The following is a 24704-nucleotide window of genomic DNA, read 5'->3' on the forward strand; positions in this document are numbered from 1 at the left end:
GGTCATCGGGGCGTGGGGCGGGCGGCCGGCATCGGGCCGCGCGGTGAGCGGTGAGGAATGCCCGAGTATCGCACGGGTGCGGCCGGCGCAAGCGCCGCCACGCATCGCGCGCGCTACACTCTGGTTCCCGGCGGTGCCGCGCCCGTGCCGTTGCCGGCCGAATACGACCAAGAGAGACATCCCATGAAGCTCTACAGCTATTTCCGCAGTTCCGCGTCGTACCGCGTGCGGATCGCCCTGAACCTGAAGCGGCTGCCGTTCGACTACGTTCCCGTGCACATGCTGCGCGACGGCGGAGAACAACTGAAGGACGCGTACCGTGCGCTGAATCCGGACGCGGTCGTGCCGACGCTGGCCGACGGCGACGCGACGCTGCAGCAGTCGCTCGCGATCATCGAATATCTCGAGGAAACCCATCCCGAGCCCGCGCTGCTGCCGACGCTGCCGGTCGATCGCGCGTATGTGCGCGCGGTCGCGCTGCAGGTCGCGTGCGAAATCCATCCGCTCAACAACCTGCGCGTGCTGAAGTACCTGAAGCACACGCTGCAGGTGTCGGAGGAGGCGAAGACCGCGTGGTACCGGCACTGGATCGAGGCCGGCTTCGAGACGCTCGAGACGCGTCTCGCGAACGACCCGCGCACCGGCAAGCTGTGCTTCGGCGACACGCCGACGCTTGCCGACGTGTGCCTGGTGCCGCAGGTGTTCAATGCCAACCGCTTCTCGATCGATACCACGCGCTATCCGACGATCCAGCGGATCGTCGACCATGCGTCGGCGCTCGACGCGTTCAAGGCGGCCGAGCCCGGCGTGCAGCCCGACGCCGAATGAGCGCGGCGCGCCCGGAGCATGCACGACCGGGCGCACATGAAAAAGGGCGCCCGAAGGCGCCCCGCGCGATGCATGCCGGCGGCGTTCAGCCGAGCAGCGCGTCCGCGAATTCCACGGCGCTGAACGGCTGCAGATCCTCGACCTTCTCGCCGACGCCGATGAAGTAGACGGGCACCGGGCGCTGCCGCGCGATCGCCGCGAGAATCCCGCCCTTCGCGGTGCCGTCGAGCTTCGTGACGATGAGGCCGGTGAGGCCGAGCGCGTCGTCGAACGCCTTCACCTGCGTGAGCGCGTTCTGCCCGGTGTTCGCGTCGATCACCAGCAGCACCTCGTGCGGCGCGCCGTCGTGCGCCTTCGAGATCACGCGTTTCACCTTCTTCAGCTCTTCCATCAGGTGAAGCTGCGTTGGCAGGCGGCCGGCCGTGTCGGCCATCATCACGTCGATCTTGCGCGCGCGCGCGGCGCTGACCGCGTCGAAGATCACCGCGGCCGGATCGCCGCTTTCCTGCTGCACGACCGTCACGTTGTTGCGCTCGCCCCAGACCACCAGCTGTTCGCGCGCGGCCGCGCGGAACGTGTCGCCCGCGGCCAGCAATACCGACTGGTCGAAGCTTTGCAGATGTTTCGCGAGCTTGCCGATGCTGGTCGTCTTGCCCGCGCCGTTGACGCCGGCGATCATCATCACGAGCGGCTGGGCGCGGCCGAGCATCAGCGATTTCTCGAGCGGCGTCAGCAGCTCGACGAGCAGGTCGTGCAGCGCGCCCTTCACCTGCTGCGGATCGGTGAGGCGGCCCGCGCGCACCTTCTCGCGCAGCGCGCCGAGCAGGTACTCGGTCGCATCGACGCCGGCGTCGGACATCAGCAGCGCCGTTTCGAGCTCCTCGTACAGGTCCTCGTCGATTTTCGTGTTGACGAATACGCCGGTGATGCTCGAACCCGTCTTCGCGAGCCCTGTTTTCAGGCGTGCGAGCCACGATTTCTTCTCGGTTGCGTCCTGCAGCGGCGGCGGGACGATTTCGACCGTCTCGACGACTTCGTCGCGGCCGTCGTTGGTCGGCGTGACCGTCATCACGACGGCCGGCGCGGCCGGTTGCGCCGGCGCCTGCGGCGCGTCGGCCGCGGGCGGCGTCTCGGACGGCTGGTCCGTTTGCGGCGCGTCGGCCGACGGCAATTCCGCCGGATCGGGCTCCTGCGTTTTCTTGAATCGTTTGAAGAAGCTGAACATGGTCTGACGTCGGGAAGAGAGCGGGCCGCCGCCAGGGGCGGGGCGCCGGACGGGCCGTTCTGCGTTCGCGCGGACGCGGCGCACGGCGGCCGAAACCGTGCATTTTATCAGTGCGGCGTGACGCTCGTGCCAGTGTGCGCCGCCGCTGTGGTAACGTGCGCCTGTTTGGCGGCGCGCCCCCGCGCGCGCCCGGTCCCTCCGTTGTCGATATTCCGTATGTCCCGTTCCTCTTCCGGCCGCCCGGCGGCCCCTCCTGGCCGCGGCAAGCCGCACACGATCCGCATCATCGGCGGTGACTGGAAACGCACGCCGCTCGCCGTGCTCGATCTCGACGGCCTGCGGCCGACGCCGGATCGCGTGCGCGAGACGCTGTTCAACTGGCTCGGTCAGGATCTCGAAGGCCGACGCTGCCTCGACCTGTTCGCGGGCACCGGCGCGCTCGGTTTCGAGGCCGCGTCGCGCGGCGCGGCAGGCGTCGTGATGGTCGAGCGCCATCCGCGCGCCGCGCAGCAACTGCGTACGATCAAGGACAAGCTCGGCGCGCGTGCGGTCGAGGTCGCCGAGGCCGACGCGCTGCGGCTCGCGGCCGGGCTCACGCCAGGCGCGTTCGACGTCGTGTTTCTCGATCCGCCGTTCGGCGATCCGGCCGTGCTCGAGCGCGCGATCGCGCTGGCGACGCCGCTCGTCGCGGCGGGCGGCGCGCTGTACGTCGAGACGGGGGCGGAACTCGTCCCGGCCGCGCACGACGCGCTCGCCGGCTGGCAGGTCGTGAAGCACGGCAAGGCCGGTGCGGTTCACTTTCATTTGCTGCGGCGCGAAAATGATGAATAATGCGCGTTCCATACGAGGCGGCGCGCCGCAAAGGCGACGCATGCCCATCTCGGCAGTCGCGTGCGCATGGCACGGCTGCCATCCCGTTTGCGTGATGACAGGAGGAGCGACATGGTAGTCGCCGTGTATCCCGGTACGTTCGATCCGCTGACGCGCGGGCACGAAGACCTCGTGCGGCGTGCGTCGAGCATTTTTGATACGCTGGTGGTCGGCGTCGCCGACAGTCGTGCGAAAAAGCCGTTCTTCTCGCTGGAAGAACGTCTGACGATTGCGAACGAGGTGCTCGGCCATTATCCGAACGTGAAGGTGATGAGCTTCACCGGCCTCCTGAAGGATTTCGTCCGCACCAACAACGCGCGCGTGATCGTGCGCGGCCTGCGCGCCGTGTCCGATTTCGAGTATGAGTTCCAGATGGCGGGGATGAACCGCTATCTGTTGCCCGACGTCGAGACGATGTTCATGACGCCGTCCGACCAGTACCAGTTCATCTCGGGGACGATCGTGCGCGAAATCGCACAGTTGGGCGGCGATGTCAGCAAGTTCGTGTTCCCGTCCGTCGAGAAATGGCTGACCGAGAAAGTCGCCGCGATGGGAGGCCCTGCCGCGTGACGCGGCGCCGGCCGGTTTCGTCGCGAAGCCGGCCGCCGGCCTGAAGAAGTGAGATCAGTATGGCTTTGATGATTACCGACGAGTGCATCAATTGCGACGTGTGCGAGCCCGAGTGCCCGAACGGCGCGATTTCGATGGGCCCGGACATCTACGTGATCGACGCGAACAAGTGCACCGAGTGCGTCGGCCACTTCGACGAACCGCAGTGCCAGCAGGTGTGTCCGGTCGAATGTATTCCGCGCGATCCGCAGCATGACGAATCGCACGCGCAGTTGATGCAGAAGTATCACGCGTTGACCGCCGGGAAGGGCGACGGCGCGTCGTGACCTCCCGGTAAAGCGCGCGCTTTCGCCGGTCGGCGCGCGCGCCGGTTGCATGCCGGCGCTGTTCGGCGCCTGTCCTTTCGTTTCAGCCCGGCATGTCGCGCAACGCCGCGACGAGCGCATCGCATTCGGCGTCGGTGCCGACCGTGATGCGCAGGTGCTGGTCGATCCGCGGCAGCCGGAAGTGCCGCACGAAAATTTCCCGTTCCTTCAGTTTCGCCGCGATCGCACCCGCATCGCGCGCGGGATGGCGCGCGAACACGAAATTCGCGGCCGACGGCACGACGTCGAAGCCGAGCGCAGCGAGCGCGTGCGTGAGCCGCGTCCGGCTGTCGATCACGCGCCGGCAGGTCGCACCGAAATAGTCGACGTCCTCATACGCGGCCTGCGCGGCGACCTGTGCGAGCCGGTCGAGCGGATAGGAGTTGAAGCTGTCCTTGACGCGGTTCAGCGCATCGATCAGCGCCGCATCGCCGAACGCGAAGCCGACGCGCATGCCCGCGAGCGAGCGCGCCTTCGACGTCGTGTGCACAACGAGCAGATTCGGGTAGCGGTCGATCAGCGCAATCGCGGACTGCGCGCCGAAATCGACATAGGCTTCGTCGATCACGACGACCGACGACGGATTCGCGGCCACGATCCGCTCGACGTCGGCGAGCGGCAGCGCCCGCCCGGTCGGCGCGTTCGGGTTCGGGAACAGTACGCCGCCGGCATCGTCGAGATAGTCGTCGACGCGGATCGAGAAGTCGTCCGCGAGCGGCACGATCGTCGTCTCGACGCCGTACAGGCGTGCATAGGTCGGATAGAAGCTGTACGTGATGTCGGGAAAGCGCAGCGGCCGGTCGTGCTTGAGCAGCGCCTGGAACGCGTGCGCGAGCACCTCGTCGGAGCCGTTGCCGGCGAATACCTGTTCGGGCCTGATGCGGTGATGGGCGGCGACCGTTTCGCGCAATGCGCGTGCGACCGGGTCGGGGTAGCGGCGCAGCGTGTCGCCGGTCGCGCCGAGTTCGCGCGCGATCGCCGCGACGACGCGCGGCGACGGCGGATAGGGATTTTCGTTGGTGTTCAGCTTGACGGGGTGCGCGAGCACGGGCTGCTCGCCCGGCACGTAAGGCACGAGTTGCTGAACGACGTCGCTCCAGTAACGGCTCACCGCTTGGCTCCTGTCGGGCAAAGCAGCCAGATTACCGCATGTGCGCGTCGCGGTGGGCGGGCGGGGCCGCCCGGCGGCGCCGGACGGCTCGTTGCACCGTGCCGGTGCGCGGTGCGGTCAGCTGCGATGCAGCTGCATCGTCGCGCGGTCGAGTTCGCCCTTGACGACCATCGGCATCACGGCGAGCGCGCGCTCGATCGATGCGTCGATCACGTCCTGTTCCTCGCGGCGCGGCGGCTTCAGCACGAAGTTCGCGACATCGGGCTTTGCGCCGGCGCGCGCGCTTTCCGGAATCAGGTCGCGCGGATGGCCGATGCCGATCCGCAGCCGCCAGTATTGCTGCGACGACAGGTGCGCGGTGATGTCCTTGAGGCCGTTGTGGCCGCCGCTGCCGCCGCCGAGCTTCAGCTTCACGGTGCCGGGCGGCAGGTCCAGCTCGTCGTGCGCGACGAGGATCTGGTCGGGCAGGATCTTGAAGAACTGGGCGAGCGCGACGACCGACTGGCCGGAGCGGTTCATGTACGTTTGCGGCTCGAGCAGGTGGACTTCCTCGCCGTGCAGGCGCGCTTTCGCGTAGAAGCCGTGGAAACGGCGTTCGTCGCGCAGCGTCGTGCCGGCTTCGCGGGCGAGCTGGTCGATCAGCCAGAAACCGGCGTTATGGCGCGTCGCGGTGTATTCCGCCCCGGGATTGCCGAGGCCGACGATCAGTTTGATCATGACGTTTCGAAGGCGGCGCTGCCGCCTGGGCGCAGAAAAAGAAAAACCCGCCGGGCGAGCCGCGGCGGGTTGCGTCGACCGTTTCGTGAAACGGATCGATGGAGCGCTTAGGCAGCCGGCGTTTCGCCTGCTGCGTCCGACACGGCACCAGCCGGGACCGTCGCCGATGCGACAACCGGGTTTTCCGCGTCGACGTGCGCGACCAGCGCGACGCCGTTCGGCAGCGTGATGTCCTTCGCGTGCAGCGATTGACCGGCTTCGATCTTCGACAGGTCGACTTCGAGGAACTCCGGCAGGGCAGCCGGCAGGCACTCGATTTCGATTTCCGTCGCGACGTGCGACACGATCGCGCTCGACAGCTTCACGGCCGGGCTGGCTTCAGCGTTCAGGAAGTGCAGCGGCACCTTGGTGTGCAGCTTCTTCTTCGCGTCAACGCGCTGGAAGTCCACGTGCAGCACCAGTTGCTTGAACGGGTGGTATTGCACGTCGCGCAGCAGAACCTGTTGCGACTGGCCGGCCACTTCGAGGTCGAGGATCGACGAGTGGAAGGCTTCCTTCTTCAGGGCGTGCCACAGGGCGTTGTGATCGAGTTCGATCTTTTGCGGGGCTGCTTCGCCACCGTAAACGATACCCGTGGTCTTACCGGCGTTGCGCAGGCGGCGGCTCGCACCCGTACCTTGCTGTTGGCGCTCGAAAGCGACGACTTTCATGTGATTCTCCAATGGCTGCCCGCGACCAGGCAGTAAAACGGGGCCGCCGAACTGCAGCCCCAGATAAAGCGGACAGGGTTTCGTCTATCCCGTCCGATTGTGCAAAAAGCGAAGCGTTGCCGCTTCGCTTTCTGCGCATGCTTTGTCGTGTCGACCCGCGATCAGGATTCCGCGAACAGCGACATCACCGAATCGCCGCGGCGGATCCGCGAGAACGTCTCGGCCAGCAGGCTCGCGCTCGTCAGCGAGCGGATCTTCGAGCAACCCAGCGATTCGGCCGACAGCGGGATCGTATCGGTGACGACCAGCTCGTCGAGTGCCGATGCGGCGATGCGGTCGGCGGCGCCGCCGGACAGCACCGGGTGCGTCGCATAAGCGAACACCTGCTTCGCACCGCGGTCCTTCAGCACTTGCGCGGCCTTGCAGAGCGTGCCGGCCGTATCGACCATGTCGTCCATGATCACGCAGGTGCGGCCTTCGACTTCACCGATGATGTTCATCACTTCGGCGACGTTCGCCTTCGGACGACGCTTGTCGATGATCGCGAGATCGCAGTTGAGCTGCTTCGCGAGCGCCCGGGCGCGAACCACGCCGCCGACGTCCGGCGACACGACGAGCAGATCCGAGTAGTTCTGCTTGCGCAGGTCGCCCAGCAGGATCGGCGTAGCGTAGATGTTGTCGACCGGGATGTCGAAGAAGCCTTGAATCTGGTCGGCGTGCAGATCCATGGTGATGATCCGCTCGACGCCGGCGATTTCCAGCATGTTCGCGACGACCTTCGCCGAGATCGCGACGCGCGCCGAACGCGGGCGGCGATCCTGGCGGGCGTAGCCGAAGTAGGGGATGGCAGCGGTGATCCGGCCTGCGGATGCGCGCTTGAGCGCATCGACCATGATCATCAGTTCCATCAGGTTGTCGTTCGTCGGCGCACACGTGGATTGCAGGACGAAGACGTCCTTGCCGCGCACGTTTTCCTGGATCTCGACCTGAATCTCGCCGTCGGAGAAACGGCTGACCATTGCTTTGCCGAGGGGGATTCCAAGGATATTGACGACTTCCTGGGCGAGCGCGGGATTCGCGTTACCAGTAAAGACCATCAGGCCATCATGGCTGTGGCTGCTCATCGTGCACCTGCTTCGGGCTTGGGCGGGAAATGCGGGAAAATTTTTGGCAGGGGAGGAAGGACTCGAACCCTCGCATGCCGGAATCAAAATCCGGTGCCTTGACCAACTTGGCGACTCCCCTACACTTAACTGATAACTTCACCGGACTCGTGTAGGCCATCCGGCAAAGTAAAACTTCATGACGCGAAAGCGAAGAGTGGATGCTCGTTCAGGCTCTCGGTAACTGCACCATTCCAACCGGTGGGCAGCTTGGCTTGCGCCGCTTCTGCCTCATGCTTGCTGCGAAACGCTGCAAACACGCTTGCTCCGGAGCCGGTCATCCTCGCGGGGGTCACATCATACATCCATTTGACCACCTGCGCAACTTCCGCGTACTTACTTGTCACAACTTGCTGCATATCGTTCCGGCCGAAGCTGTCTGGCCATCCCGCGTCGCTGTTTTGCTGTGCAAGAAAGTCCGTAATTGTGACGCGCTTCGAATCTCTTGTCAACAACTCATCTGAAAATATTTCAGCGGTCGGGACATGAACACGTGGTGTCACAACCAAGAACCAGCGAGTCGGCAATTGTACCTCAGCTAATTCTTCTCCGATACCCTCTGCGAACGCATTTTTTCCGAAAATAAAAAACGGGACGTCGGCGCCGAGTTTTACCGCGAGCGACTGGAGTTCCGCGCGCGGCAGATCGAGTTGCCACAGGCGGTTCAGCGCGAGCAGCGTCGTTGCCGCGTCCGAGCTGCCGCCGCCGAGGCCGGCGCCCATCGGCAGGCGCTTGTCGATCTCGATGTCGACGCCGTGCGCGCTGCCCGTGTGGGCTTTCAGCAGATTGGCTGCACGCACGACGAGATCGCTTTCCTCCGGCACGCCGGGCACGTCGGTGACGCGTGCTACGCGACCGTCGTCGCGTAGCGTGAAGTGCAGCGTGTCACCCCAGTTCAGCAACTGGAACACGCTTTGCAGATCGTGATAGCCGTTCGGACGGCGGCCGGTGATGTGCAGGAACAGGTTGAGTTTCGCGGGCGCAAGGCAGTTGCGCAGCGTTCGGGTCGAATCGGTCATGCGTATGTCACTAGGCGCGCGTGCTCACTGATCGAGCACGAGCTTGATGTCGAGCGGCGGTGTCGCACGCACGAGGTTGACGCGTTTGACGCCCGTGGCCGGGGCATCCGCGTAGGCAAGGTAGTCGATCGTCCAGCCGTCCTGCCGAATCTGCGTGACGTGTGTGTCGTCGGCCGGGTCGCGCACGGTTTCCGCCGGTGTCGCGGGCGCGGGCGTCGGCAGCAGCCAGTAGCGCAGGCCCTCGAGCGGCAACGCGAAGCCGAGCGTTTTCTGCATCAGGTCGCCGACGTCCGGCGCATATTGCGTCGGACGATTCGGCAATTCGAGCGACGCGGCCTGCGGCGTCGACCTCACCACGGCGAGCGTCTGGCCGAGCGGGCTGCGCAGCTCGAGCGACACGTCGTCGCCGTGCTCCTGCCAGTCGAAGTTGCCGTACACGTTCTGCGGCTTGCCGAGGCTGTCGTCGTACCGCACCGCGAAGCGGCCGTGGTAAGCGTGCGTCGCGGCGGTCTGCAGCGCCGCACCCGCCGGCACGCTTGCCGACGGCGGCGTGCTCGCGCAGCCGGCGAGCGCGAGCGCCGCGCCGGCCGCGGCCAGCGTGCGCCGTGCGCGAAAGGACAGGGAAAACGTCGGGAACATCTGCATCAGAGGCCGTTGACCTGGAAGCGTTTCAGCGTCTGCACGAGCGTTTCGTTGTCGGGCTCGAGCTTTTGCGCATCGCGCCACGCGGAGCGTGCGTCGTCCTGCGCGCCGCTCTTCCACAGCACTTCGCCGAGATGCGCGCCGATTTCGGCGTTCGGCTGCAGGTCGTACGCGCGCCGCAGGATCTTCGCCGCGCCGGCCGCGTCGCCCATCCGGTACTTCACCCAGCCGAGGCTGTCCATGATGTAGGCGTCGTTCGGCGCGAGCGCCATCGCCTTGTCGATCAGCTTGCTGGCCTCGGGCAGCCGCTGGTTGCGGTCGGCGAGCGAATAGCCGAGCGCGTTGTACGCCTGCGGATTGTCGGGCTGCGTGCGGATCAACTCGCGCAACTGCTTTTCCATCGTCGCGTAGTGGCCGGTTTTTTCGGCCGCCATCGCGTAGTCGTAGCGCAGGTCGGGATCGTCGGGGAAATCCTCGACTGCCTGCCCGAGCCGGGCCTCGGCTTCCGGATAGCGCTTCGCGGTGAACAGGATCGACGCGTCGGTGCGTGCCACCACGGCCGCGTCGCGCGGATCCGAGATCGGCAGATCGTCGAGCACCTTGCGCGCCTCGTCGGTCTTGCCCTGTTTCTGCAGCAGCTGCGCGCGCGTGATCTGCGCGGGGAGATAGTGCTGGCTCGTCTGGTCGACCTTGTCGAGCCACTGCGACGCCTGCGCGTCGTTGTCCTGGTCGATCGCGATCTGCGCGAGGTAGATGTAGCCCTGGCCGACGTCGAGGTTCGGCTGCTTGGTGCCGAGCTGCACGTACTGCTTCAGGAAGGCGGTCGCTTCGTCGAGCTTCTTCTGCTGGATCTTGATCAGCGCGAGCGCCATCAGCGGCGTCGGATCCTTCGAGTCGAGCTTGCGCATCGTCTCGAACTGCTTCTGCGCGTCGTCGAGGCGATCGTCGGCGAGATAGAGCTGCGACAGCGCGAGCCGTGCGTCGCGCGACTTCGGATTCTGCTGGACGTACTTCTCGAACGACGCGATGCCCGCCGCGCGTTCCGCCGGGCCCATCTGCGACAGCATCAGGGCCGCCGGCAGGTAGTCGGGGCGGATCTGCAGCGCCTGCTTGAGCGATTGAGCGGCGCCGTCCTTGTCGTCGACCGCGAGCTGCTGCCGCGCGATCGCGAGCTGCGCCTCGGGCCGGCTCAGGTCGTTCTTCAGCATGTCCTTCAGCACCGCGAGGCCGCCGACGCGGTCGGGGCCGCGCACGAGCAGCGCCTGCAGTGCGAGGATCGCCGGGCCGCGCGTCTCGCCGGTCGCGCGGGCCAGCTCGCGCGCGAGCATCGGCTGCGCATCGGCCGGCTTGCCGGCGAGCACCAGCAGCGCGGCATCGACCTGCGACGCCCGGTTCGAATCCGGCGCGTACTGGCGCCACAGGTTGGCGGCGGACAGCGCGTCGGCCGGGCTCTGCGCGCTGAGCGCGATTTCGGTCGCCCGCTGCGCCATGCGCGGATCGCGCGTGTCGCGGGCAAGGGCGAGATAGGTCTGGTAAGCGGGCGCGGGCTGGTTGCGCTGGAGCGCAACCTCGGCGGCGAGCACCTGGTAGACGATCTGGCTCGTCAGCGGCACGCTGGGGAGATCTTTCTTCTCGTCCGCCATCACGTGCTCGAACGCGCCCTGCGGATCCGCGTCGTCCGATCCCGGATCCTGTGCGTGAGCCGGAAAGGCGGTGAGGGTCCAGGCGGCAAACAGCGCGGCGCCGAGCGCACGGCGGACCGGGAAGGCACGCACGCCGCGCTCGGCGGCGGGGCGCTTCTGAAGCAGCTTCGAGGGCAGGGTCATGGAAATCCGTTCGATGTTTCAACCGATTGTAACGCGCTCGCTACAATACAGGCACGATCGTGAATCCAGTCTGAGACCCGCAAAGCATGCCAGAGTTGCCAGAAGTCGAAGTTACGCGCCGGGGCATCGAGCCCTTTGTCGCGGGCCGTCGCGTCGAGCGTGTCGACGTCCGTACCGGAATGCTGCGCTGGCCGGTGCCGGCCGGGCTCGCCGACCAGTTGCGCACACGCGAGGTGCTCGGCGTCGAGCGCCGCGGCAAGTACCTGCTGTTCGAGGTCGACGCGGGCTGGTTCATCGTCCATCTCGGCATGACGGGCACGCTGCGCGTGCTGCCCGCGGCCGGCGTGCCGGCCGCCGCGAAGCACGACCACATCGACTGGATCTTCGACGAGTTCGTGCTGCGCTTCCGCGATCCGCGCCGCTTCGGCGCGGTGCTGTGGCACCCGCGCGAAGCGGGCGACGTCCATGCGCACCCGCTCCTCGCGAGCCTCGGCGTCGAGCCGTTCTCGCCGGCGTTTACCGGGGCGCTGCTGCATGCGCGGACGCGCGGCCGCACCGTCTCGGTCAAGCAGGCGCTGCTCGCGGGCGACATGGTCGTCGGCGTCGGCAACATCTATGCGTCGGAGAGCCTGTTTCGCGCCGGCATCCGGCCGACGACCGCTGCCGGCAAGGTCTCGCTGCCCCGCTACGAGCGGCTGGCCGACGCGGTGCGCGCGACGCTGGCCGATGCGATCGAGCGCGGTGGCAGCACGTTGCGCGATTTTGTCGGCAGCAACGGCGAAAGCGGCTACTTCCAGCTCGACTGCTTCGTCTACGACCGGGCCGGCCAGCCATGCCGCGTATGCGGCACGCCGATCCGCCAGATCGTGCAGGGCCAGCGGTCGACCTATTTCTGCCCGACCTGCCAGCGTTGACTCCTTGCGTTGAACCCTCTTCCCACGACCAGATAACTTGAAGCCGCCCCGCATCGCCCCCGCTCCGTTTCCCGTCACACCGCTGCACCGCACGTTTGCCGCGCGCCTGGTCGCATGGCAGCGCGAACACGGCCGCCACGACCTGCCATGGCAGAACACCCGCGATCCGTATCGGATCTGGCTGTCGGAAATCATGCTGCAGCAGACGCAGGTGTCGACCGTCATTCCGTATTACACGCGCTTTCTCGAACGCTACCCCGACGTCGCCGCGCTCGCGGCCGCGCCGAGCGACGACGTGATGGCGCTGTGGGCCGGCCTCGGCTACTACTCGCGGGCGCGCAACCTGCACCGGTGTGCGCAGGTTGTCGTCGCCGAGCATGGCGGTGCATTTCCGGCGACGCCCGAGGCCCTGGCCGAGCTGCCCGGGATCGGGCGCTCGACGGCTGCGGCGATCGCGTCGTTCGCTTACGGCGCGCGCGCGACGATCCTCGACGGCAACGTGAAACGCGTGCTTGCGCGGGTGTTCGGCGTCGAGGGCTTTCCGGGCGAGAAGCGCGTCGAGAACGACATGTGGGCGCTCGCCGAATCGCTGCTGCCCGACGCCGCGAACGCGGCCGACGTGAGTGCGTATACGCAGGGGCTGATGGATCTCGGCGCGACGCTGTGCATGCGCGGCAAGCCCGATTGCACGCGTTGCCCGTTCGCGGGCGACTGCGTCGCGCAGTCGACGGGCCGCCAGCGCGAACTGCCCGCCGCGCGGCCGAAGAAAGCCGTGCCGACGCGCAGGACGTGGATGCTCGTGCTGCGCGACGGCGACGCCGTGCTGCTCGAGCGGCGGCCGCCGACCGGCATCTGGGGCGGGTTGTGGAGCCTGCCGCAAGCGGACGGCGACGCGGCGCTCGCGGAACTCGCGCGCGGTTTCGGCGGCGGCGGCACGGTGCCGCTCGCGCCGTTCACGCACACGTTCACGCATTTCCGGCTCGAGATCGAGCCGCGGCTGAGCGACATGGCCGACGGTGGCGGTCCGCCGGCCGGCGCGCGCGAGGCCGACACCGCGTGGGTGCCGTTGAGCCGGCTCGATGCGTACGGTGTGCCGGCGCCGGTGCGCAAGCTGCTCGATGCGCTGAGCGGGCCGCTGCTGTAACGAAGGGCGCACGGCCGGAGCGCGTTTTCAGGAGAGGAGGGCGCCGGAACGCCGAAGACTGGTGACGCCGAAGGGCAGCCTGCCCGGCGGTCCGACGCGACGCGGCCGATCCGGAGCCGCCAGGGAGCGTGCCGGGTCCTGCCGCTTTTTCACCCGGCAGGCAGTTGCGTGACGGATGCCTCCGAGGGGCTCGCGCGTATTGGCCGGGCCCTTACAGCCAGCCGTGCCGGTCGAGCACGTGGTGCACGGCGTCGATGCGTGCGCCGACGTCGGGAAATTCCATCAGCTTCTGCCGCGCGCGCAGGTCGAGCGGCAGCAATTCCGCGAGGCGGTTCGACACCCAACTCGGATCGTCGAGACGGAACGGTTCGCCGAACGGCAGCTTGCCTGCCGGTTCCGATTTCTTCAGCGCGTCGATGATGCGCTCGAGCACTTCGGCGCACGAGCCGAACTGCGCGAGCGTCTGCTCGCCTTCGAGCGGGATGTCGTCGGGCAGCGGCTCCGCAATGCCAACCAGCAGCCCGTTGCCTTCGACGCGATACGACAGCAGTTCGAAGCGCTGCGTGCCGACCGCCTGCAGGTACAGCATCCCGAACTCGCCGGTATCGCACTCGGTGATGCGCGCCATGCAGCCGATCGTCTCGGGCACCGACACGGCGCCGTCCTGGGCGACCTCGGGCCCGCTCTTGAGCAGGCACACGCCGAACGGCGCGTCGTCGCGCAGGCACGCGCGCGACATGTCGAGATAGCGCGCCTCGAACACCTTGAGCGGGAGCAGCCCTCCCGGAAACAGCACCGTGTGCAGCGGAAACAGCGGCAGGTCGATCAGGGTGGTCGATAGGGAGGACATGGCGCGCGGGCGGTGGGTGGGCGTCGCTAGGGTCGGTCGACCTCGGAGACAAGCCGCGACGACGCGTCGACATCCACTGGCGCGTCACGATGCCGCACGATCACGTTCGCCTCGTGCGCAAGGCGCGCGGCGAGCGTTTCGGCGATGAACACCGAACGATGCTGCCCGCCCGTGCAGCCGATGGCGACGGTCAGGTAGCTGCGGTTGTCATCGCGGAAGTGCGGCAGCCATTTCATCAGGAACGCTTGGATGTCGTCGATCATCTGGTGGACGATCGGCAATGCGTCGAGAAAGGCGATGACCGGCTGGTCGAGCCCGGTGAGCGGGCGCAACTCGTGGTCGTAGTACGGGTTCGGCAGCGCGCGCACGTCGAACATCAGGTCGGCGTCGAGCGGCACGCCGCGCTTGAAGCCGAACGACTCGAACATCACCATCAGGTCGTTGCTCTTCTGTTCGATGAAGCGCTTGACCCAGGTGCGCAGCACGTTGGCGCGCAGCGTGCTCGTGTCGATCTGGTGGCCGAATTCGGCCAGCGGCGCGACGAGGTGGCGTTCGCGCTCGATCGCTTCCTCGAGCGACGACAGCAGGCCGACGTCGGCATCGTGCGACAGCGAACCGGACAGCGGATGGCGGCGGCGCGTTTCGGAGAAGCGCTGGATCAGCGCCTGGGTGCTCGCGTTGAGGAACAGTACGCGAACGTCGTGTTCGCGCGACAGATCGCGGATCAGGCCGGGCATTTCGTCGAGCGACGCGCTCGAGCGTGCGTCGATCGCGACCGCGAGCCGATGCTGGCCCTCGGCGGCGAGGTAGCGGGCGAGTTCGGGGAGCACACGCGGCGGCAGGTTGTCGACGCAGTAATAGCCTGCGTCTTCGAGCGCGTTCAGCGCGACGGATTTGCCTGAGCCGGAGATGCCGGTGATAAGGACGATGCGCATGGGAAGCAGTGAATCCTGACGTTTCATCATAGCACCGGCTCGACGCGTCGGCGCGGCGTGGCCGGCGCGTGCGGGTTAGACCAGCTTGCCGGGGAACTGACTGTCGGGATCTTGCATCGCGAGTCGTTGCCGATCCATGAAATCCCGCAACGTGTCGATTCCGCGCAACTGCAGGATCGTGTTCCGGACGGCGGCCTCGACGAGCACCGCGAGGTTGCGGCCGGCCGCAACCTGGATCGTGACCTTGCTGATCGGCAGGCCGAGCACGTCGACGGTCTGGCTTTCGAGCGGCAGGCGCTGGAATTCGCCGTCAGGGCGCCGCACGAGCTGGACGATCAGCTTCAGCTTCATTTTCCGCCGCACCGCGGTTTCGCCGAAGATCGTCTTGATGTCGAGCAGGCCGAGGCCGCGCACTTCGAGCAGGTTCTGCAGCAGCGGCGGGCAGCGCCCTTCGACGAAATCGGGGCCGAGTCGGACGAAATCGACCGCATCGTCGGCGACGAGGCCGTGGCCGCGGCTGATCAACTCGAGGCCGAGCTCGCTCTTGCCCAGGCCGGAATCGCCGGTCAGCAGCACGCCCATCCCGAGGATGTCGATGAAGACGCCGTGCAACGTCGCGCGCGGTGCGAGGATGCGCGACATGTAGAGCCGCAGGCTGTCGATCACCGCGGCGGCCGACATCGGCGTCGTGAACAGCGGGGTCGACGAGCGCGTGCAGCGCAGCACGAGTTCGGGCGGCGCCGCGGCGCCGCCGGCGACGACGAGGAACGGCGGTTCGAGCGCGATCAGCTCGGCCATGTGGCGCGAGCGGTCTTCGTCGGTCTGGCGCTGGTAGTAGTCGATTTCGGCTTCGCCGAGCACCTGGATCCGGTTCGGATGGATCAGGTTCAGGTGGCCGACGAGGTCGGCGCTCGAGGTCGCATTGCCGACCGTGTCGGCGGAGAAGCCGCGTTCCCAGCCTTCATGCCCCGTCAGCCAGCTCAGTTTCAGCGTGGCCGCGTTGTCGTCGAAGATGCTCTGGGCGTTGATGCTGGACGTATCCATGACTTTCGTCACTCCAATGGGCCGGCGCAGGCGTGCGGCGCCGGACGTCGCCATGCCGGGCGGCCCTGGACGGCGGCGCGTGCCGCCTCGTACCGGAAAAATTCCGCCCGGATCAACTCAAGGTTGCCACTGAGTGAGCAGGCGATGCAACTCGGCGACATCCGTTTCGTTGTGCAGACGCTCGCGGGCGTCGCGATCGGACAGCAGCTGGGCGATTTCCGACAGGATCTCGAGGTGCTGCTGAGTGGCTTGCTCGGGCACGAGCAGGAAAATCAGGAGGCCGACGGGCTGGCCGTCGGGCGCCTCGAAGGGGATCGCGTCGGAGAGCCGGACGAACGCGGCGAGCGGGTGCTTGAGACCCTTGATGCGCCCGTGCGGAATCGCGACACCTTCGCCGAGGCCGGTCGAGCCGAGGCGCTCGCGCGCGAACAGGTTGTCCGTGACGGTGCTGCGGGCGATGCCGTTCTGATTCTCGAACATCAGCCCGGCTTGTTCGAACACGCGTTTCTTGCTGGTGACCGAGAGGTCGATGACGACGTTCTCTATGGGCAGGATTTTGGCTAGGCGATTCATGTTGGCAGGCGATTGGACGGCCTGGGGTCTCCTTGCGGCGGCAGACTGATTTTCCATGTTCGGCGATATCAAGGCATTCGGAATCGGCAACCTGCAAGGCAGCTACCGCACTCAACGCCCCCCCGGCGATAACCGGGACATTATAGAGCACAGCCGCGTGCGTGGCGCGGCACGGTCGGACCGGTTGCACCGCGGCGCGAAGTCGCAAAAAAAACGCCCGGCGAACCGGGCGGCGTGCGTGTTGCAGTAACGGTTATTGCGGCGGCAGTTCGATCTGGTCGATCGACGGTTGAAGCTTGATCGGATCGTGCGCATGCGTTTGCAGGCGCTCCATGTGCTTGACGACCTGGCGATCCAGCTTGTCGATCAGCAAGTCGATTGCCGCGTACAGGTTGCCGTTTGCGCTTTCGACGAAGATGTCCTTGCCCTTCAGATGCAGATTGATTTCCGCGCGCTGCTGCTTGTCCTTTTCCTTGTGGTTGTCGACCGAGAGGATCACAGTGCCATCGATCACCTGATCGCTATGCCGTAGCACCCGGTCCAGCTTGGTGATCACGTATTCGCGAATTGCAGGCGTGACTTCGAGATGATGTCCACTGATCTTCAGGTTCATAGTGCTTCTCCAAGCGAGTGACCACCCGGCCGCATCGTGGCGGCGCTCCGGTCGACCTGCCCGTGCCGCACGAGGCGGCATATCGCGGACAAGTCGCCCGGCCCTGTTCCCCGTATGCGCGGTGGCCGGAACACGCCTGCCGCCGGGCAGGCAGCAGGCTTAAAGAGACTTGCGCAGATTCACTGCCGGGATCTTGAGGGCTTCGCGATATTTGGCAACCGTGCGGCGCGCGACCACGAAACCCTGTTCTGCCAGCAGCTCGGCAATGCGGCTGTCCGAAAGCGGCGATTTTGGGTCTTCAGCTCCTATCAGTTGCTTGATCAGGGCTCGGATGGCGGTCGACGAGGCGGCGCCACCGGTGTCGGTCGAGACGTGAGATCCGAAGAAGTACTTAAATTCAAGCGTCCCGAAGGGGGTCAGCATGTACTTCCCGGTTGTCACACGGCTGACAGTCGACTCGTGTAGGCCCAGCGTATCAGCTATTTCCCGCAAAACCAAGGGGCGCATGGCAATTTCGCCGTGCGCAAAGAAATTCTTCTGACGCTCGACAATAGCCTGTGCGACACGCAGGATCGTGTCGAAACGCTGCTGGATGTTTTTGATCAGCCAGCGCGCCTCCTGGAGCTGTTGCTTGAGCGAGCCGGCCGACGGATCGCCGCGGCTGTTGCGCAGGATGTTCGCGTACAGGTTGTTGATCCGCAGGCGCGGCACGACCTCCGGATTGAGCTCCGCGAGCCATCCCTGGCCGGCCTTCTTCACGATGATGTCGGGCACGACGTAGTCCGCCTCGGCCTTGCCGTACGCGGCGCCGGGGAACGGCTCCAGCGAACGGATCAGCGTATGCGCGTCGCGCAGCGCGTCGTCGCTCGCCTTCAGGTGCTTACGCAAGCGCGTGAAGTCGCGAGCGGCAAGCAGCTCGAGATGCTGCGACACGATCTCGAGCGCGAGCGTGCGCGTCGGGGACGGATCGAGGCGCAGCAACTGCAGCTTCAGGCATTCGGAGGCCGAGCGCGCGCCGACCCCGGGCGGGTCGAAGCTGTGCAGCAGCGCGAGCGCGGCGTTCAGCTCGTCGCAGTCGATCTCCAGCTCGGGCGGCAGGTCGGCGAGCACTTCGTCGAGCGTGGCGGTCAGGTAGCCGTCGTCGTCGAGCGATTCGATCAGGAACATCACGAGCGCGCGATCGCGCGGGCCGGCCTGCGTGACGCGCAACTGCGCGGACAGGTGGTCGCGCAGCGACGTCGCCGCTTCCTGCACCTGCAGCGGCGGGAGGTCGTCGTCGTCGGACGCGCCGCTCGACCGGCCGAATTCGTCGAGATTCCATTGCGGGCCGTCGTTGCCGTCGCCGGACGCATAGCCGTCGTATTCGTCCGCGCCGGCCGGCTCGTCGCGCTCGGCGCGCTCGCTCGACGTGCTGCTGTTCGTCGCAGCCGGTTCGGTGTTCGGGGCGGGGGGCGTCTGCGCGATCAGCGAACCGTCCGCTGCGACACGCAGCGGGCTCGCGATCCATTCGTCGTCGTTCTCGAGCAGCGGGTTCTGCGCGACGGCCATCGCGACTTCCTGCTGCAATTCGAGCGTCGACAACTGCAGGAGCCGGATCGACTGCTGCAGCTGGGGCGTCAGCGCCAGGTGTTGCGACAGGCGGAGTTGAAGGCTGGCTTTCATGGCGAGGAGGGAGTCATACCGGCAGTTTGCCACGACCCAGGCGCGTTGAGCCATCCGCGATTACGCGCGGCGCGCCGCCCGGCCGCGGGCATGGCCGCGAAGCGGGACGCGGCCCCGCTTCGCGGCCATGCCGGGCGGGGTGCACCAGCCACGAGGAGGGTTACATGCGGAAGTGCTCGCCGAGGTACACGCGGCGTACGCTTTCGTTCTCGATGATTTCGCTCGGCGCGCCGGCGGCGAGTACCGAGCCGTCGCTGATGATGTATGCGTGGTCGCAGATGCCGAGCGTTTCGCGGACGTTGTGATCGGTTATCAGAACGCCGATGTTGCGCTGCTTCAGGAACTTGACGATCTTCTGGATCTCGAGCACCGCGATCGGGTCGACGCCGGCGAACGGTTCGTCGAGCAGGATGAAGTTCGGGTTGGTTGCGAGCGCACGCGCGATTTCGACGCGGCGCCGCTCGCCGCCCGACAGCGACAGCGCGGGGTTTTCGCGCAGGTGGCCGATCTGCAGTTCGTCGAGCAGCGCCTCGGTGCGCGACGCGATCGCGTCTTTCGACAGCCGCTTGCCGTCTTCGCCGTGCTGCAGCTCGAGCACCGCGCGGATGTTTTCCTCGACGGTCAGCTTGCGGAACACGGACGCTTCCTGCGGCAGGTACGACAGGCCGAGCGACGCGCGCTTGTGGATCGGCAGCAGGCTGATCGAGCTGCCGTTCAGCGAGATCTCGCCCGCGTCGAGCGGCACGAGGCCGACGATCATGTAGAACGACGTGGTCTTGCCGGCGCCGTTCGGGCCGAGCAGGCCGACGACCTCGCCGCTTTTCACGTCGAGCGACACGTCCTTGACGACCGTGCGCGAGCCGTAGCGCTTCTTCAGGTTGCGGACGACGAGCGAACTCGTGGTGCCGGCCGGCTGGCGGTTCGGGAGCGCGTTCATTGGCCCGGTGCCCCCTGGATCGCGCTCGCCGGCGACAGCTTCGCCGGCGCGCCGTTCAGCGGCGCGGGGCCGCCGTTCTTCGGCGACAGCATCGCGCGCACGCGGCCGTTCGGGTTGCCCGGCGCGGCGACGTCCTTGCCGCCCTTCGCCGTGTAGAAGTCGCGCTGGCCGTCGTACGTGATCACGCTGCCGTGCACGGTATCGGCGATGGTCGACGTGCCCTGCAGGCGGCGCACGGTCGCGGCGGTGGTCAGCGTGGTCAGGTCCTGCTTGCCGTCGTAGTCGATGCGCTCGGCGTCGCCGTCGATGTATTCGTCGAGGCCTTCGCGCTTCTGGCGGAACGTCGCGTGCTTCTTGCTGCTGCCGAACGAGGTCGCGTACTGATAGCCTTCCGGGTCCTGGCGCACTTCGACGCGATCGCCCTTGATGATGATCGTGCCCTTCGTGATCACGACGTTGCCGGTGGCAACCGTGACCTGCTTCAGGTCGTCATAGGTCAGGTTGTCGGCCTCGACGTTGATCGGCTTGTTCTGGTCGGCCTTCTCGGCATGGGCGAGCGGCGCCAGCCCGACCAGCGGGAGCGCCACGAGCGTCGCGGCAAGCGCGGCGCGGACGGCGCGCGCAGCGCCGCCGGAAATCTGTCGAGGGAACGGTTCGTTCATGCAGTCACGTGAGGGATGCGTCACTTGGGTTGACCTTTCGAGCCGCCGGACGTGTCCGTCGCGGCGATCGTGCCGCGCACGTTGCCGTAAAGCTCGATGACCCGGGTGACGTTGTTGTACTTCATGCCGTCGGTCGCGTTGACGAGCGACAGGCCGCGCTGAAGTTTAACCGGCTTTTCGGTCTGGATCACATCGTCATTGACGAAGATCCGGAAATGCTGGGAATCGGCCTGCATCTGCGGATCGCCGCCGCCGGCCGCGCGCACGATGCGCGCGTCGTCGTACAAGTCGACGATCGACACGTCGCCGTTGACGGTGCCGCGTTTCGAGGTGGTCGTCACGACCGGCTTGCCGGGCTGGAATGCGCGCATGGCCGGATCGGTCAGGTCGCTGCTTTCGGTGTCTTCGTAATGGATCAGCTTCGCGGCCGTCAGCCGGTACTGGGTCGTGCCGGACTGGTCGAGCTCGGTGACCGAGAAGTTGTCCGCGAAATAGTCCGGCGTGTGGCGCTTCGGCTGCACGGTGCCCTCGCCGGGCCGCGGCAACGTGGCCTGCAGCAGCCACCAGGTGATGCCCGCGAGCGCGGCGACCGCGGCGAGCGGCAACAACTGGGTCCAGCGGAAATGCGTATTCATCGGTCAGGCTCCGCAGGCCGCCGCGAGCAGCGCGTCGTAGCGATGCTGCGCACGCAGGATCGCGTCGCACACTTCGCGCACGGCGCCCTGGCCGCCGCGGGCCTCGGCGACCCAGTGCGCACGGGCGATCACCTCGGGGTGCGCGTTCGCGGGCGCGGTCGCGAAGCCGCAGCGCAGCATCACGGGCAGATCGGGCCAGTCGTCGCCCATGTAGCCGCATGCGTCGGCGGCGAGGCCGAGCGAGGCGATCAGGTCGGCGAACACGGCGAGCTTGTCCTCGACGCCCTGGAACAGGTGCGTGATCTTCATTTCCTTCGCGCGCGCCGCGACGATGTCCGAGCGGCGGCCCGTGATGATGGCGGTCGCGATGCCGGCTTCGCCGAGCAGCTTCACGCCGTGGCCGTCCAGCGAGTTGAACGACTTCATCGCGTCGCCGGCCGCGGTAAACAGCAGGCCGCCGTCGGTCAGCACGCCGTCGACGTCGAAAATCATCAGCTTCACGCGGCTTGCGCGCTCGGCCGCAGTCAGCGCTGCGCTCATCAGATCACCTTCTTCGAAAACAGGTCGTGCATGTTCAGCGCGCCGATCAGCGCGCCGCGGGCATCGACCACCAGCATCTGGTTGATCCGGTAGCGCTCCATCAGTTCCACGGCCTCGACCGCCAGGTGATCCGGCGCAATCGTGCGCGGGTCGCGCGTCATCACGTCGGTGATCGGCAGCGAGCGGAAGTCGCCGTCGCGCGCCAGCACGCGGCGCAGGTCGCCGTCGGTGAAGATGCCCGCGACCTTGCCGTCGGCGTCGACCACGGCGGTCATGCCCAGGCGCTTCGCGGTGATCTGGAACAGCGCGTCCGACAGCGTCGCGTCGAGCCCGACGGACGGCACGTCGTCGCCCGAGCGCATCACGTCGCGCACGTAGGTGAGCAGGCGCCGGCCGAGCGCGCCGCCCGGGTGCGAGCGCGCGAAATCTTCCGAACCGAAGCCGCGCGCGTCGAGCACGGCGACGGCGAGCGCGTCGCCGAGCGCGAGCGCGGCGGTCGTGCTCGCGGTGGGCGCGAGGTTCAGCGGGCAGGCCTCTTTCGAGACCGCTGCGTTCAGGTTCACGTCGGCGAGCGTGCCGAGGCTGGATTCCGCCCGGCCCGTGATCGCGATCAGCTTCGCGCCGATCCGCTTGACGAGCGGCAGGATCGCGACCAGTTCCTCGGATTCGCCGGAATAGGAGATGCCGATGAAGACGTCGTCGGAGGTGACCATCCCGAGGTCGCCGTGGCTGGCCTCGGCAGGGTGGACGAAGAACGCCGGCGTGCCCGTGCTGGCGAGCGTTGCGGCGATCTTGCGGGCAATATGCCCCGATTTGCCGATCCCGGACACCACCACGCGGCCGCGACAGCCGAGCAGCAGCTCGACGGCCTGGACGAAGCCGCCGTCGAGCTGGTCGCGCAGTGCGCGCACGGCGTCCGCCTCGATGTCGAGCACGTCGCGGGCGAGCGCGAGCGCCCGGTCATCATTGATTTTCGCTATCATGCGCGGAGTATAGCAAAGGCGTTTGTTCGCCGCGCCGGGCCTTCTGACTCGTCCGAAGTTGCCTGTCCACCGCCACCCTGCCGCGCCCGCTTTCCCGTGGCCCCGACGAACGAGGACGCTTTGCCCGTGATTTCGCCGCTCGAAATGACCCTGCTGCTGCTGCTGGCCTCGGTGGTGGGCGTCGTCGTATTCCGTTCGTTGAACCTGCCGCCGATGCTCGGCTACCTGACCGTCGGCATCCTGGTCGGCCCGCATGCATTCGGCATCGCGGCGGATCTGGAGCGCGCGGAGCATCTTGCGGAATTCGGCGTGGTGTTCCTGATGTTTTCGATCGGCCTGGAGTTCTCGCTGGCGAAGCTGAGGGCGATGCAGCGGCTCGTGTTCGGGCTCGGGCTGCTGCAGGTCGTCGCGACCCTCGTGCTCGCGCTGGTGCTCGGCGCGCTGTTCGAGCACTGGGTGCACATCACGTGGCAGGGCAGCATCGCACTCGGCGGCGCGCTCGCGATGTCGTCGACGGCGATCGTGTCGAAGATGCTCGCCGAGCGGCTCGAGATCGAGACCGAGCACGGCCGCAACATCTTCGGCGTGCTCCTGTTCCAGGATCTCGCGGTCGTGCCGCTGCTGATCGTGATCGCCGCGTTCGGCGCCGAATCGTCGAAGGATCTCGCGATCACGCTCGGCTTCGCGGCGCTCAAGATCGTGATCGCGCTCGCGCTGCTGCTGATCGTCGGCCAGCGCTTCATGACGCGCTGGCTCAACGTCGTCGCGCGGCGCCGCTCGCAGGAGCTGTTCGTGCTGAACCTGCTGCTCGTCACGCTCGGCGCCGCCTTCATCACCGACCGCTTCGGCCTGTCGCTCGCGCTCGGCGCGTTCATCGCGGGGATGCTCATTTCCGAGACGCCGTTCCGCCATCAGGTGGAGGAGGACATCAAGCCGTTCCGCGACGTGCTGCTCGGCCTGTTCTTCGTGACGACCGGGATGCTGCTCGATCCGCGCGTGATCTGGGAGCATCCGCTGCTCGTGCTCGGCTTCTTCGTCGGACAGATCCTGTTCAAGGGGACGATGATCGCCGGGCTCGCCCGGCTGTTCGGCGCGACGCCGGGCGTCGCGATGCGCACCGGCATCGGGCTCGCGCAGGCCGGCGAATTCGGCTTCGTGCTGCTGAACCTGATCCTCGACCGCCATCTCGTCGATTCGACGCTGCTGCAGGCGATCCTCGCGTCGATGCTGCTGTCGATGCTGGCCGCGCCGTTCCTGATCCAGAACGCCGACCGGATCGTGATGCGGCTGTCGTCGACCGAGTGGATGCAGCAGTCGCTGCAGATGACGCGAATCGCGACGCAAAGCCTCAAGCAGCGCGGCCACGTGATCATCTGCGGCTACGGCCGCGCGGGCCAGAACCTGGCGCGCATGCTCGAACAGGAAGGCATCTCGTACGTCGCGCTCGACCTCGATCCCGATCGCGTGAGCGCGGCCGCGGCGGCCGGCGAATCGGTCGTGTTCGGCGACGCGGCGCGCCGCGAGTCGCTGCTCGCGGCCGGTATCCACCGCGCGGCGGCGGTGGCGATCACCTATGCGAACACGCCGTCCGCGCTGCGGGTGCTCCATCATGTGCACGAGCTCGAGCCGACGCTGCCCGCGATCGTGCGCACCGTCGACGATGCCGATCTCGAGAAGCTGCTGGCGGCCGGCGCGACCGAGGTGATTCCGGAAATCGTCGAGGGCAGCCTGATGCTCGCGTCGCACACGCTGGTGCTGGTGGGCGTGCCGATGCGCAAGGTCGTGCGGCGCGTCGAGGAGATGCGCGACGAGCGCTACAGCCTGCTGCGCGGCTATTTCCGCGGCGCGGACGATGCGGACGACGACGACCACGAGCAGGTGCGGCTACAATCGGTGCCGGTCGATGCGCGCGCGGACGCGGTCGGGCGCTCGCTGGAGGAGCTCGGGCTGTATGCGCTCGGGCTGGAGGTCACGGCGATCCGCCGGCACGGCATCCGCGGCGTCGAACCCGATCCGCAGACCAAGCTGCGAGCGAGCGATATCGTCGTGCTGCGCGGGCTGCCCGAGGCGCTTGCGCTCGCGGAGGAGCGGCTGTCGCGCCACCGGCGCGATCCGCCGGCCGCGGCGGCGTAAGCCGTGCCTGGTCCGACAACCTGACCCGTATTT

The 24704-nt window shown here is 67.1% G+C and carries 27 protein-coding genes and 1 tRNA gene; 8 read left to right on the forward strand and 20 right to left on the reverse strand.

Features of this window, described 5'->3' with window-relative positions; translation table 11 throughout:
* Window positions 1–183 precede the first annotated feature (183 nt).
* Entirely contained in the window at window positions 184–828 is a 645-nt protein-coding gene (gene maiA, locus GQ57_RS34055) for a maleylacetoacetate isomerase (RefSeq protein ID WP_034200178.1), read from the forward strand.
* 85 nt (window positions 829–913) lie between these two features.
* Here maiA and ftsY read toward each other — a convergent pair whose 3' ends face one another.
* Window positions 914–2053 (reverse strand): signal recognition particle-docking protein FtsY, encoded by a 1140-nt coding sequence (gene ftsY / locus GQ57_RS34060; protein WP_031403079.1) that lies wholly within the window; start codon window positions 2051–2053, stop codon window positions 914–916.
* Window positions 2054–2269: 216 nt separating this feature from the next.
* Here ftsY and rsmD point away from each other — a divergent pair, with 216 nt between their 5' ends.
* The 3 genes from rsmD to GQ57_RS34075 all read left to right on the forward strand — a co-directional run bounded on the left by rsmD (window position 2270) and on the right by GQ57_RS34075 (window position 3819).
* Window positions 2270–2884 (forward strand): 16S rRNA (guanine(966)-N(2))-methyltransferase RsmD, encoded by a 615-nt coding sequence (gene rsmD, locus GQ57_RS34065; RefSeq protein ID WP_031403078.1) that lies wholly within the window; start codon window positions 2270–2272, stop codon window positions 2882–2884.
* A gap of 111 nt (window positions 2885–2995) precedes the next feature.
* Window positions 2996–3493, forward strand: coding sequence for a pantetheine-phosphate adenylyltransferase (gene coaD / locus GQ57_RS34070; RefSeq protein WP_031403077.1), 498 nt, complete (start codon window positions 2996–2998; stop codon window positions 3491–3493).
* Window positions 3494–3552: 59 nt separating this feature from the next.
* Window positions 3553–3819 carry a YfhL family 4Fe-4S dicluster ferredoxin gene (locus tag GQ57_RS34075; RefSeq protein ID WP_031403076.1) on the forward strand — a complete coding sequence of 89 codons (267 nt, stop codon included), beginning with the start codon at window positions 3553–3555 and terminating at the stop codon, window positions 3817–3819.
* An 82-nt stretch (window positions 3820–3901) separates the two neighbouring features.
* On the opposite strand, the gene hisC is transcribed toward GQ57_RS34075, so the two are convergent.
* The 8 genes from hisC to GQ57_RS34115 all read right to left on the reverse strand — a co-directional run bounded on the left by hisC (window position 3902) and on the right by GQ57_RS34115 (window position 11046).
* Entirely contained in the window at window positions 3902–4969 is a 1068-nt protein-coding gene (gene hisC, locus GQ57_RS34080; RefSeq protein WP_031403075.1) for a histidinol-phosphate transaminase, read from the reverse strand.
* Between the two features lie 117 nt (window positions 4970–5086).
* Window positions 5087–5686: an aminoacyl-tRNA hydrolase gene (gene pth, locus GQ57_RS34085; RefSeq protein WP_031403074.1), complete on the reverse strand. Its 600-nt coding sequence runs from the start codon at window positions 5684–5686 to the stop codon at window positions 5087–5089.
* Window positions 5687–5793: 107 nt separating this feature from the next.
* Window positions 5794–6396: a 50S ribosomal protein L25/general stress protein Ctc gene (locus GQ57_RS34090; protein ID WP_031403073.1), complete on the reverse strand. Its 603-nt coding sequence runs from the start codon at window positions 6394–6396 to the stop codon at window positions 5794–5796.
* Window positions 6397–6557: 161 nt separating this feature from the next.
* Entirely contained in the window at window positions 6558–7520 is a 963-nt protein-coding gene (locus GQ57_RS34095) for a ribose-phosphate pyrophosphokinase (protein ID WP_031403072.1), read from the reverse strand.
* 44 nt (window positions 7521–7564) lie between these two features.
* Window positions 7565–7641 (reverse strand) — tRNA-Gln (locus GQ57_RS34100).
* Between the two features lie 55 nt (window positions 7642–7696).
* Complete coding sequence (ispE, locus tag GQ57_RS34105) at window positions 7697–8578, reverse strand: 4-(cytidine 5'-diphospho)-2-C-methyl-D-erythritol kinase (protein WP_031403071.1); 882 nt, start codon at window positions 8576–8578, stop codon at window positions 7697–7699.
* 24 nt (window positions 8579–8602) lie between these two features.
* Window positions 8603–9223, reverse strand: coding sequence for a lipoprotein insertase outer membrane protein LolB (gene lolB, locus GQ57_RS34110; RefSeq protein WP_031403070.1), 621 nt, complete (start codon window positions 9221–9223; stop codon window positions 8603–8605).
* Complete coding sequence (locus GQ57_RS34115) at window positions 9223–11046, reverse strand: tetratricopeptide repeat protein (RefSeq protein WP_031403069.1); 1824 nt, start codon at window positions 11044–11046, stop codon at window positions 9223–9225. Before GQ57_RS34115 ends, lolB begins: the two co-directional genes overlap by 1 nt.
* 86 nt (window positions 11047–11132) lie before the next feature.
* On the opposite strand from GQ57_RS34115, the gene mutM reads away from it, so the two are divergent.
* Together mutM and mutY are read left to right on the forward strand one after the other, a co-directional pair.
* Window positions 11133–11960 carry a bifunctional DNA-formamidopyrimidine glycosylase/DNA-(apurinic or apyrimidinic site) lyase gene (gene mutM, locus GQ57_RS34120; protein WP_031403068.1) on the forward strand — a complete coding sequence of 276 codons (828 nt, stop codon included), beginning with the start codon at window positions 11133–11135 and terminating at the stop codon, window positions 11958–11960.
* A 37-nt stretch (window positions 11961–11997) separates the two neighbouring features.
* Window positions 11998–13104 (forward strand): A/G-specific adenine glycosylase, encoded by a 1107-nt coding sequence (gene mutY, locus GQ57_RS34125; RefSeq protein ID WP_034200172.1) that lies wholly within the window; start codon window positions 11998–12000, stop codon window positions 13102–13104.
* A gap of 211 nt (window positions 13105–13315) precedes the next feature.
* On the opposite strand, the gene GQ57_RS34130 is transcribed toward mutY, so the two are convergent.
* From GQ57_RS34130 to GQ57_RS34145, 4 genes are all read right to left on the reverse strand, one after another.
* Window positions 13316–13954, reverse strand: coding sequence for an LON peptidase substrate-binding domain-containing protein (locus tag GQ57_RS34130; protein WP_031403066.1), 639 nt, complete (start codon window positions 13952–13954; stop codon window positions 13316–13318).
* A gap of 26 nt (window positions 13955–13980) precedes the next feature.
* On the reverse strand, window positions 13981–14889 hold the full coding sequence (gene rapZ, locus GQ57_RS34135) for an RNase adapter RapZ (protein ID WP_031403065.1): 909 nt from the start codon (window positions 14887–14889) through the stop codon (window positions 13981–13983).
* Between the two features lie 75 nt (window positions 14890–14964).
* Window positions 14965–15933 (reverse strand): HPr(Ser) kinase/phosphatase, encoded by a 969-nt coding sequence (gene hprK / locus GQ57_RS34140; RefSeq protein ID WP_011353227.1) that lies wholly within the window; start codon window positions 15931–15933, stop codon window positions 14965–14967.
* 117 nt (window positions 15934–16050) lie between these two features.
* Window positions 16051–16563 carry a PTS sugar transporter subunit IIA gene (locus GQ57_RS34145; protein ID WP_031403064.1) on the reverse strand — a complete coding sequence of 171 codons (513 nt, stop codon included), beginning with the start codon at window positions 16561–16563 and terminating at the stop codon, window positions 16051–16053.
* Between GQ57_RS34145 and GQ57_RS42515 the strand changes: the two genes are divergently transcribed.
* Entirely contained in the window at window positions 16562–16756 is a 195-nt protein-coding gene (locus GQ57_RS42515) for a hypothetical protein (protein ID WP_152603430.1), read from the forward strand. The genes GQ57_RS34145 and GQ57_RS42515 overlap by 2 nt on opposite strands.
* 3 nt (window positions 16757–16759) lie before the next feature.
* Here GQ57_RS42515 and hpf read toward each other — a convergent pair whose 3' ends face one another.
* From hpf to kdsD, 7 genes are all read right to left on the reverse strand, one after another.
* Entirely contained in the window at window positions 16760–17119 is a 360-nt protein-coding gene (gene hpf, locus GQ57_RS34150) for a ribosome hibernation-promoting factor, HPF/YfiA family (protein WP_006477786.1), read from the reverse strand.
* 159 nt (window positions 17120–17278) lie between these two features.
* Entirely contained in the window at window positions 17279–18781 is a 1503-nt protein-coding gene (locus GQ57_RS34155) for an RNA polymerase factor sigma-54 (protein ID WP_031403062.1), read from the reverse strand.
* Window positions 18782–18941: 160 nt separating this feature from the next.
* Entirely contained in the window at window positions 18942–19718 is a 777-nt protein-coding gene (gene lptB, locus GQ57_RS34160) for an LPS export ABC transporter ATP-binding protein (RefSeq protein WP_021162599.1), read from the reverse strand.
* Entirely contained in the window at window positions 19715–20380 is a 666-nt protein-coding gene (gene lptA / locus GQ57_RS34165; protein ID WP_031403061.1) for a lipopolysaccharide transport periplasmic protein LptA, read from the reverse strand. Before lptA ends, lptB begins: the two co-directional genes overlap by 4 nt.
* A 20-nt stretch (window positions 20381–20400) precedes the next feature.
* Window positions 20401–21015: an LPS export ABC transporter periplasmic protein LptC gene (lptC, locus tag GQ57_RS34170; RefSeq protein ID WP_031403060.1), complete on the reverse strand. Its 615-nt coding sequence runs from the start codon at window positions 21013–21015 to the stop codon at window positions 20401–20403.
* Window positions 21016–21018: 3 nt separating this feature from the next.
* Window positions 21019–21555: a KdsC family phosphatase gene (locus tag GQ57_RS34175; protein WP_031403059.1), complete on the reverse strand. Its 537-nt coding sequence runs from the start codon at window positions 21553–21555 to the stop codon at window positions 21019–21021.
* Window positions 21555–22538, reverse strand: coding sequence for an arabinose 5-phosphate isomerase KdsD (gene kdsD / locus GQ57_RS34180; RefSeq protein ID WP_031403058.1), 984 nt, complete (start codon window positions 22536–22538; stop codon window positions 21555–21557). The genes GQ57_RS34175 and kdsD overlap by 1 nt, the downstream gene beginning before the upstream one ends.
* A gap of 126 nt (window positions 22539–22664) precedes the next feature.
* Between kdsD and GQ57_RS34185 the strand changes: the two genes are divergently transcribed.
* On the forward strand, window positions 22665–24671 hold the full coding sequence (locus tag GQ57_RS34185) for a monovalent cation:proton antiporter family protein (RefSeq protein WP_031403057.1): 2007 nt from the start codon (window positions 22665–22667) through the stop codon (window positions 24669–24671).
* Window positions 24672–24704: the final 33 nt, after the last annotated feature.

This window comes from Burkholderia sp. MSh2, from assembly GCF_000731655.1.
Classification (GTDB): domain Bacteria; phylum Pseudomonadota; class Gammaproteobacteria; order Burkholderiales; family Burkholderiaceae; genus Burkholderia; species Burkholderia paludis.

What these genes read in the sequence shown, in the direction of transcription:
- pth (WP_031403074.1), bottom strand. Translation starts at nt 5,686, where the DNA reads ATGATCAAACTGATCGTCGGCCTCGGCAATCCCGGGGCGGAATACACC.
- GQ57_RS34115 (WP_031403069.1), bottom strand. Translation starts at nt 11,046, where the DNA reads ATGACCCTGCCCTCGAAGCTGCTTCAGAAGCGCCCCGCCGCCGAGCGC.
- hpf (WP_006477786.1), bottom strand. Translation starts at nt 17,119, where the DNA reads ATGAACCTGAAGATCAGTGGACATCATCTCGAAGTCACGCCTGCAATT.
- lptC (WP_031403060.1), bottom strand. Translation starts at nt 21,015, where the DNA reads ATGAATACGCATTTCCGCTGGACCCAGTTGTTGCCGCTCGCCGCGGTC.
- mutM (WP_031403068.1), top strand. Translation starts at nt 11,133, where the DNA reads ATGCCAGAGTTGCCAGAAGTCGAAGTTACGCGCCGGGGCATCGAGCCC.
- GQ57_RS34095 (WP_031403072.1), bottom strand. Translation starts at nt 7,520, where the DNA reads ATGAGCAGCCACAGCCATGATGGCCTGATGGTCTTTACTGGTAACGCG.
- GQ57_RS34175 (WP_031403059.1), bottom strand. Translation starts at nt 21,555, where the DNA reads ATGAGCGCAGCGCTGACTGCGGCCGAGCGCGCAAGCCGCGTGAAGCTG.
- rapZ (WP_031403065.1), bottom strand. Translation starts at nt 14,889, where the DNA reads ATGCGCATCGTCCTTATCACCGGCATCTCCGGCTCAGGCAAATCCGTC.
- GQ57_RS34090 (WP_031403073.1), bottom strand. Translation starts at nt 6,396, where the DNA reads ATGAAAGTCGTCGCTTTCGAGCGCCAACAGCAAGGTACGGGTGCGAGC.
- lptB (WP_021162599.1), bottom strand. Translation starts at nt 19,718, where the DNA reads ATGAACGCGCTCCCGAACCGCCAGCCGGCCGGCACCACGAGTTCGCTC.
- GQ57_RS34130 (WP_031403066.1), bottom strand. Translation starts at nt 13,954, where the DNA reads ATGTCCTCCCTATCGACCACCCTGATCGACCTGCCGCTGTTTCCGCTG.
- kdsD (WP_031403058.1), bottom strand. Translation starts at nt 22,538, where the DNA reads ATGATAGCGAAAATCAATGATGACCGGGCGCTCGCGCTCGCCCGCGAC.
- rsmD (WP_031403078.1), top strand. Translation starts at nt 2,270, where the DNA reads ATGTCCCGTTCCTCTTCCGGCCGCCCGGCGGCCCCTCCTGGCCGCGGC.
- lolB (WP_031403070.1), bottom strand. Translation starts at nt 9,223, where the DNA reads ATGCAGATGTTCCCGACGTTTTCCCTGTCCTTTCGCGCACGGCGCACG.
- GQ57_RS42515 (WP_152603430.1), top strand. Translation starts at nt 16,562, where the DNA reads ATGTTCGGCGATATCAAGGCATTCGGAATCGGCAACCTGCAAGGCAGC.
- ispE (WP_031403071.1), bottom strand. Translation starts at nt 8,578, where the DNA reads ATGACCGATTCGACCCGAACGCTGCGCAACTGCCTTGCGCCCGCGAAA.
- GQ57_RS34145 (WP_031403064.1), bottom strand. Translation starts at nt 16,563, where the DNA reads ATGGAAAATCAGTCTGCCGCCGCAAGGAGACCCCAGGCCGTCCAATCG.
- ftsY (WP_031403079.1), bottom strand. Translation starts at nt 2,053, where the DNA reads ATGTTCAGCTTCTTCAAACGATTCAAGAAAACGCAGGAGCCCGATCCG.
- coaD (WP_031403077.1), top strand. Translation starts at nt 2,996, where the DNA reads ATGGTAGTCGCCGTGTATCCCGGTACGTTCGATCCGCTGACGCGCGGG.
- GQ57_RS34155 (WP_031403062.1), bottom strand. Translation starts at nt 18,781, where the DNA reads ATGAAAGCCAGCCTTCAACTCCGCCTGTCGCAACACCTGGCGCTGACG.
- maiA (WP_034200178.1), top strand. Translation starts at nt 184, where the DNA reads ATGAAGCTCTACAGCTATTTCCGCAGTTCCGCGTCGTACCGCGTGCGG.
- hprK (WP_011353227.1), bottom strand. Translation starts at nt 15,933, where the DNA reads ATGGATACGTCCAGCATCAACGCCCAGAGCATCTTCGACGACAACGCG.
- GQ57_RS34075 (WP_031403076.1), top strand. Translation starts at nt 3,553, where the DNA reads ATGGCTTTGATGATTACCGACGAGTGCATCAATTGCGACGTGTGCGAG.
- lptA (WP_031403061.1), bottom strand. Translation starts at nt 20,380, where the DNA reads ATGAACGAACCGTTCCCTCGACAGATTTCCGGCGGCGCTGCGCGCGCC.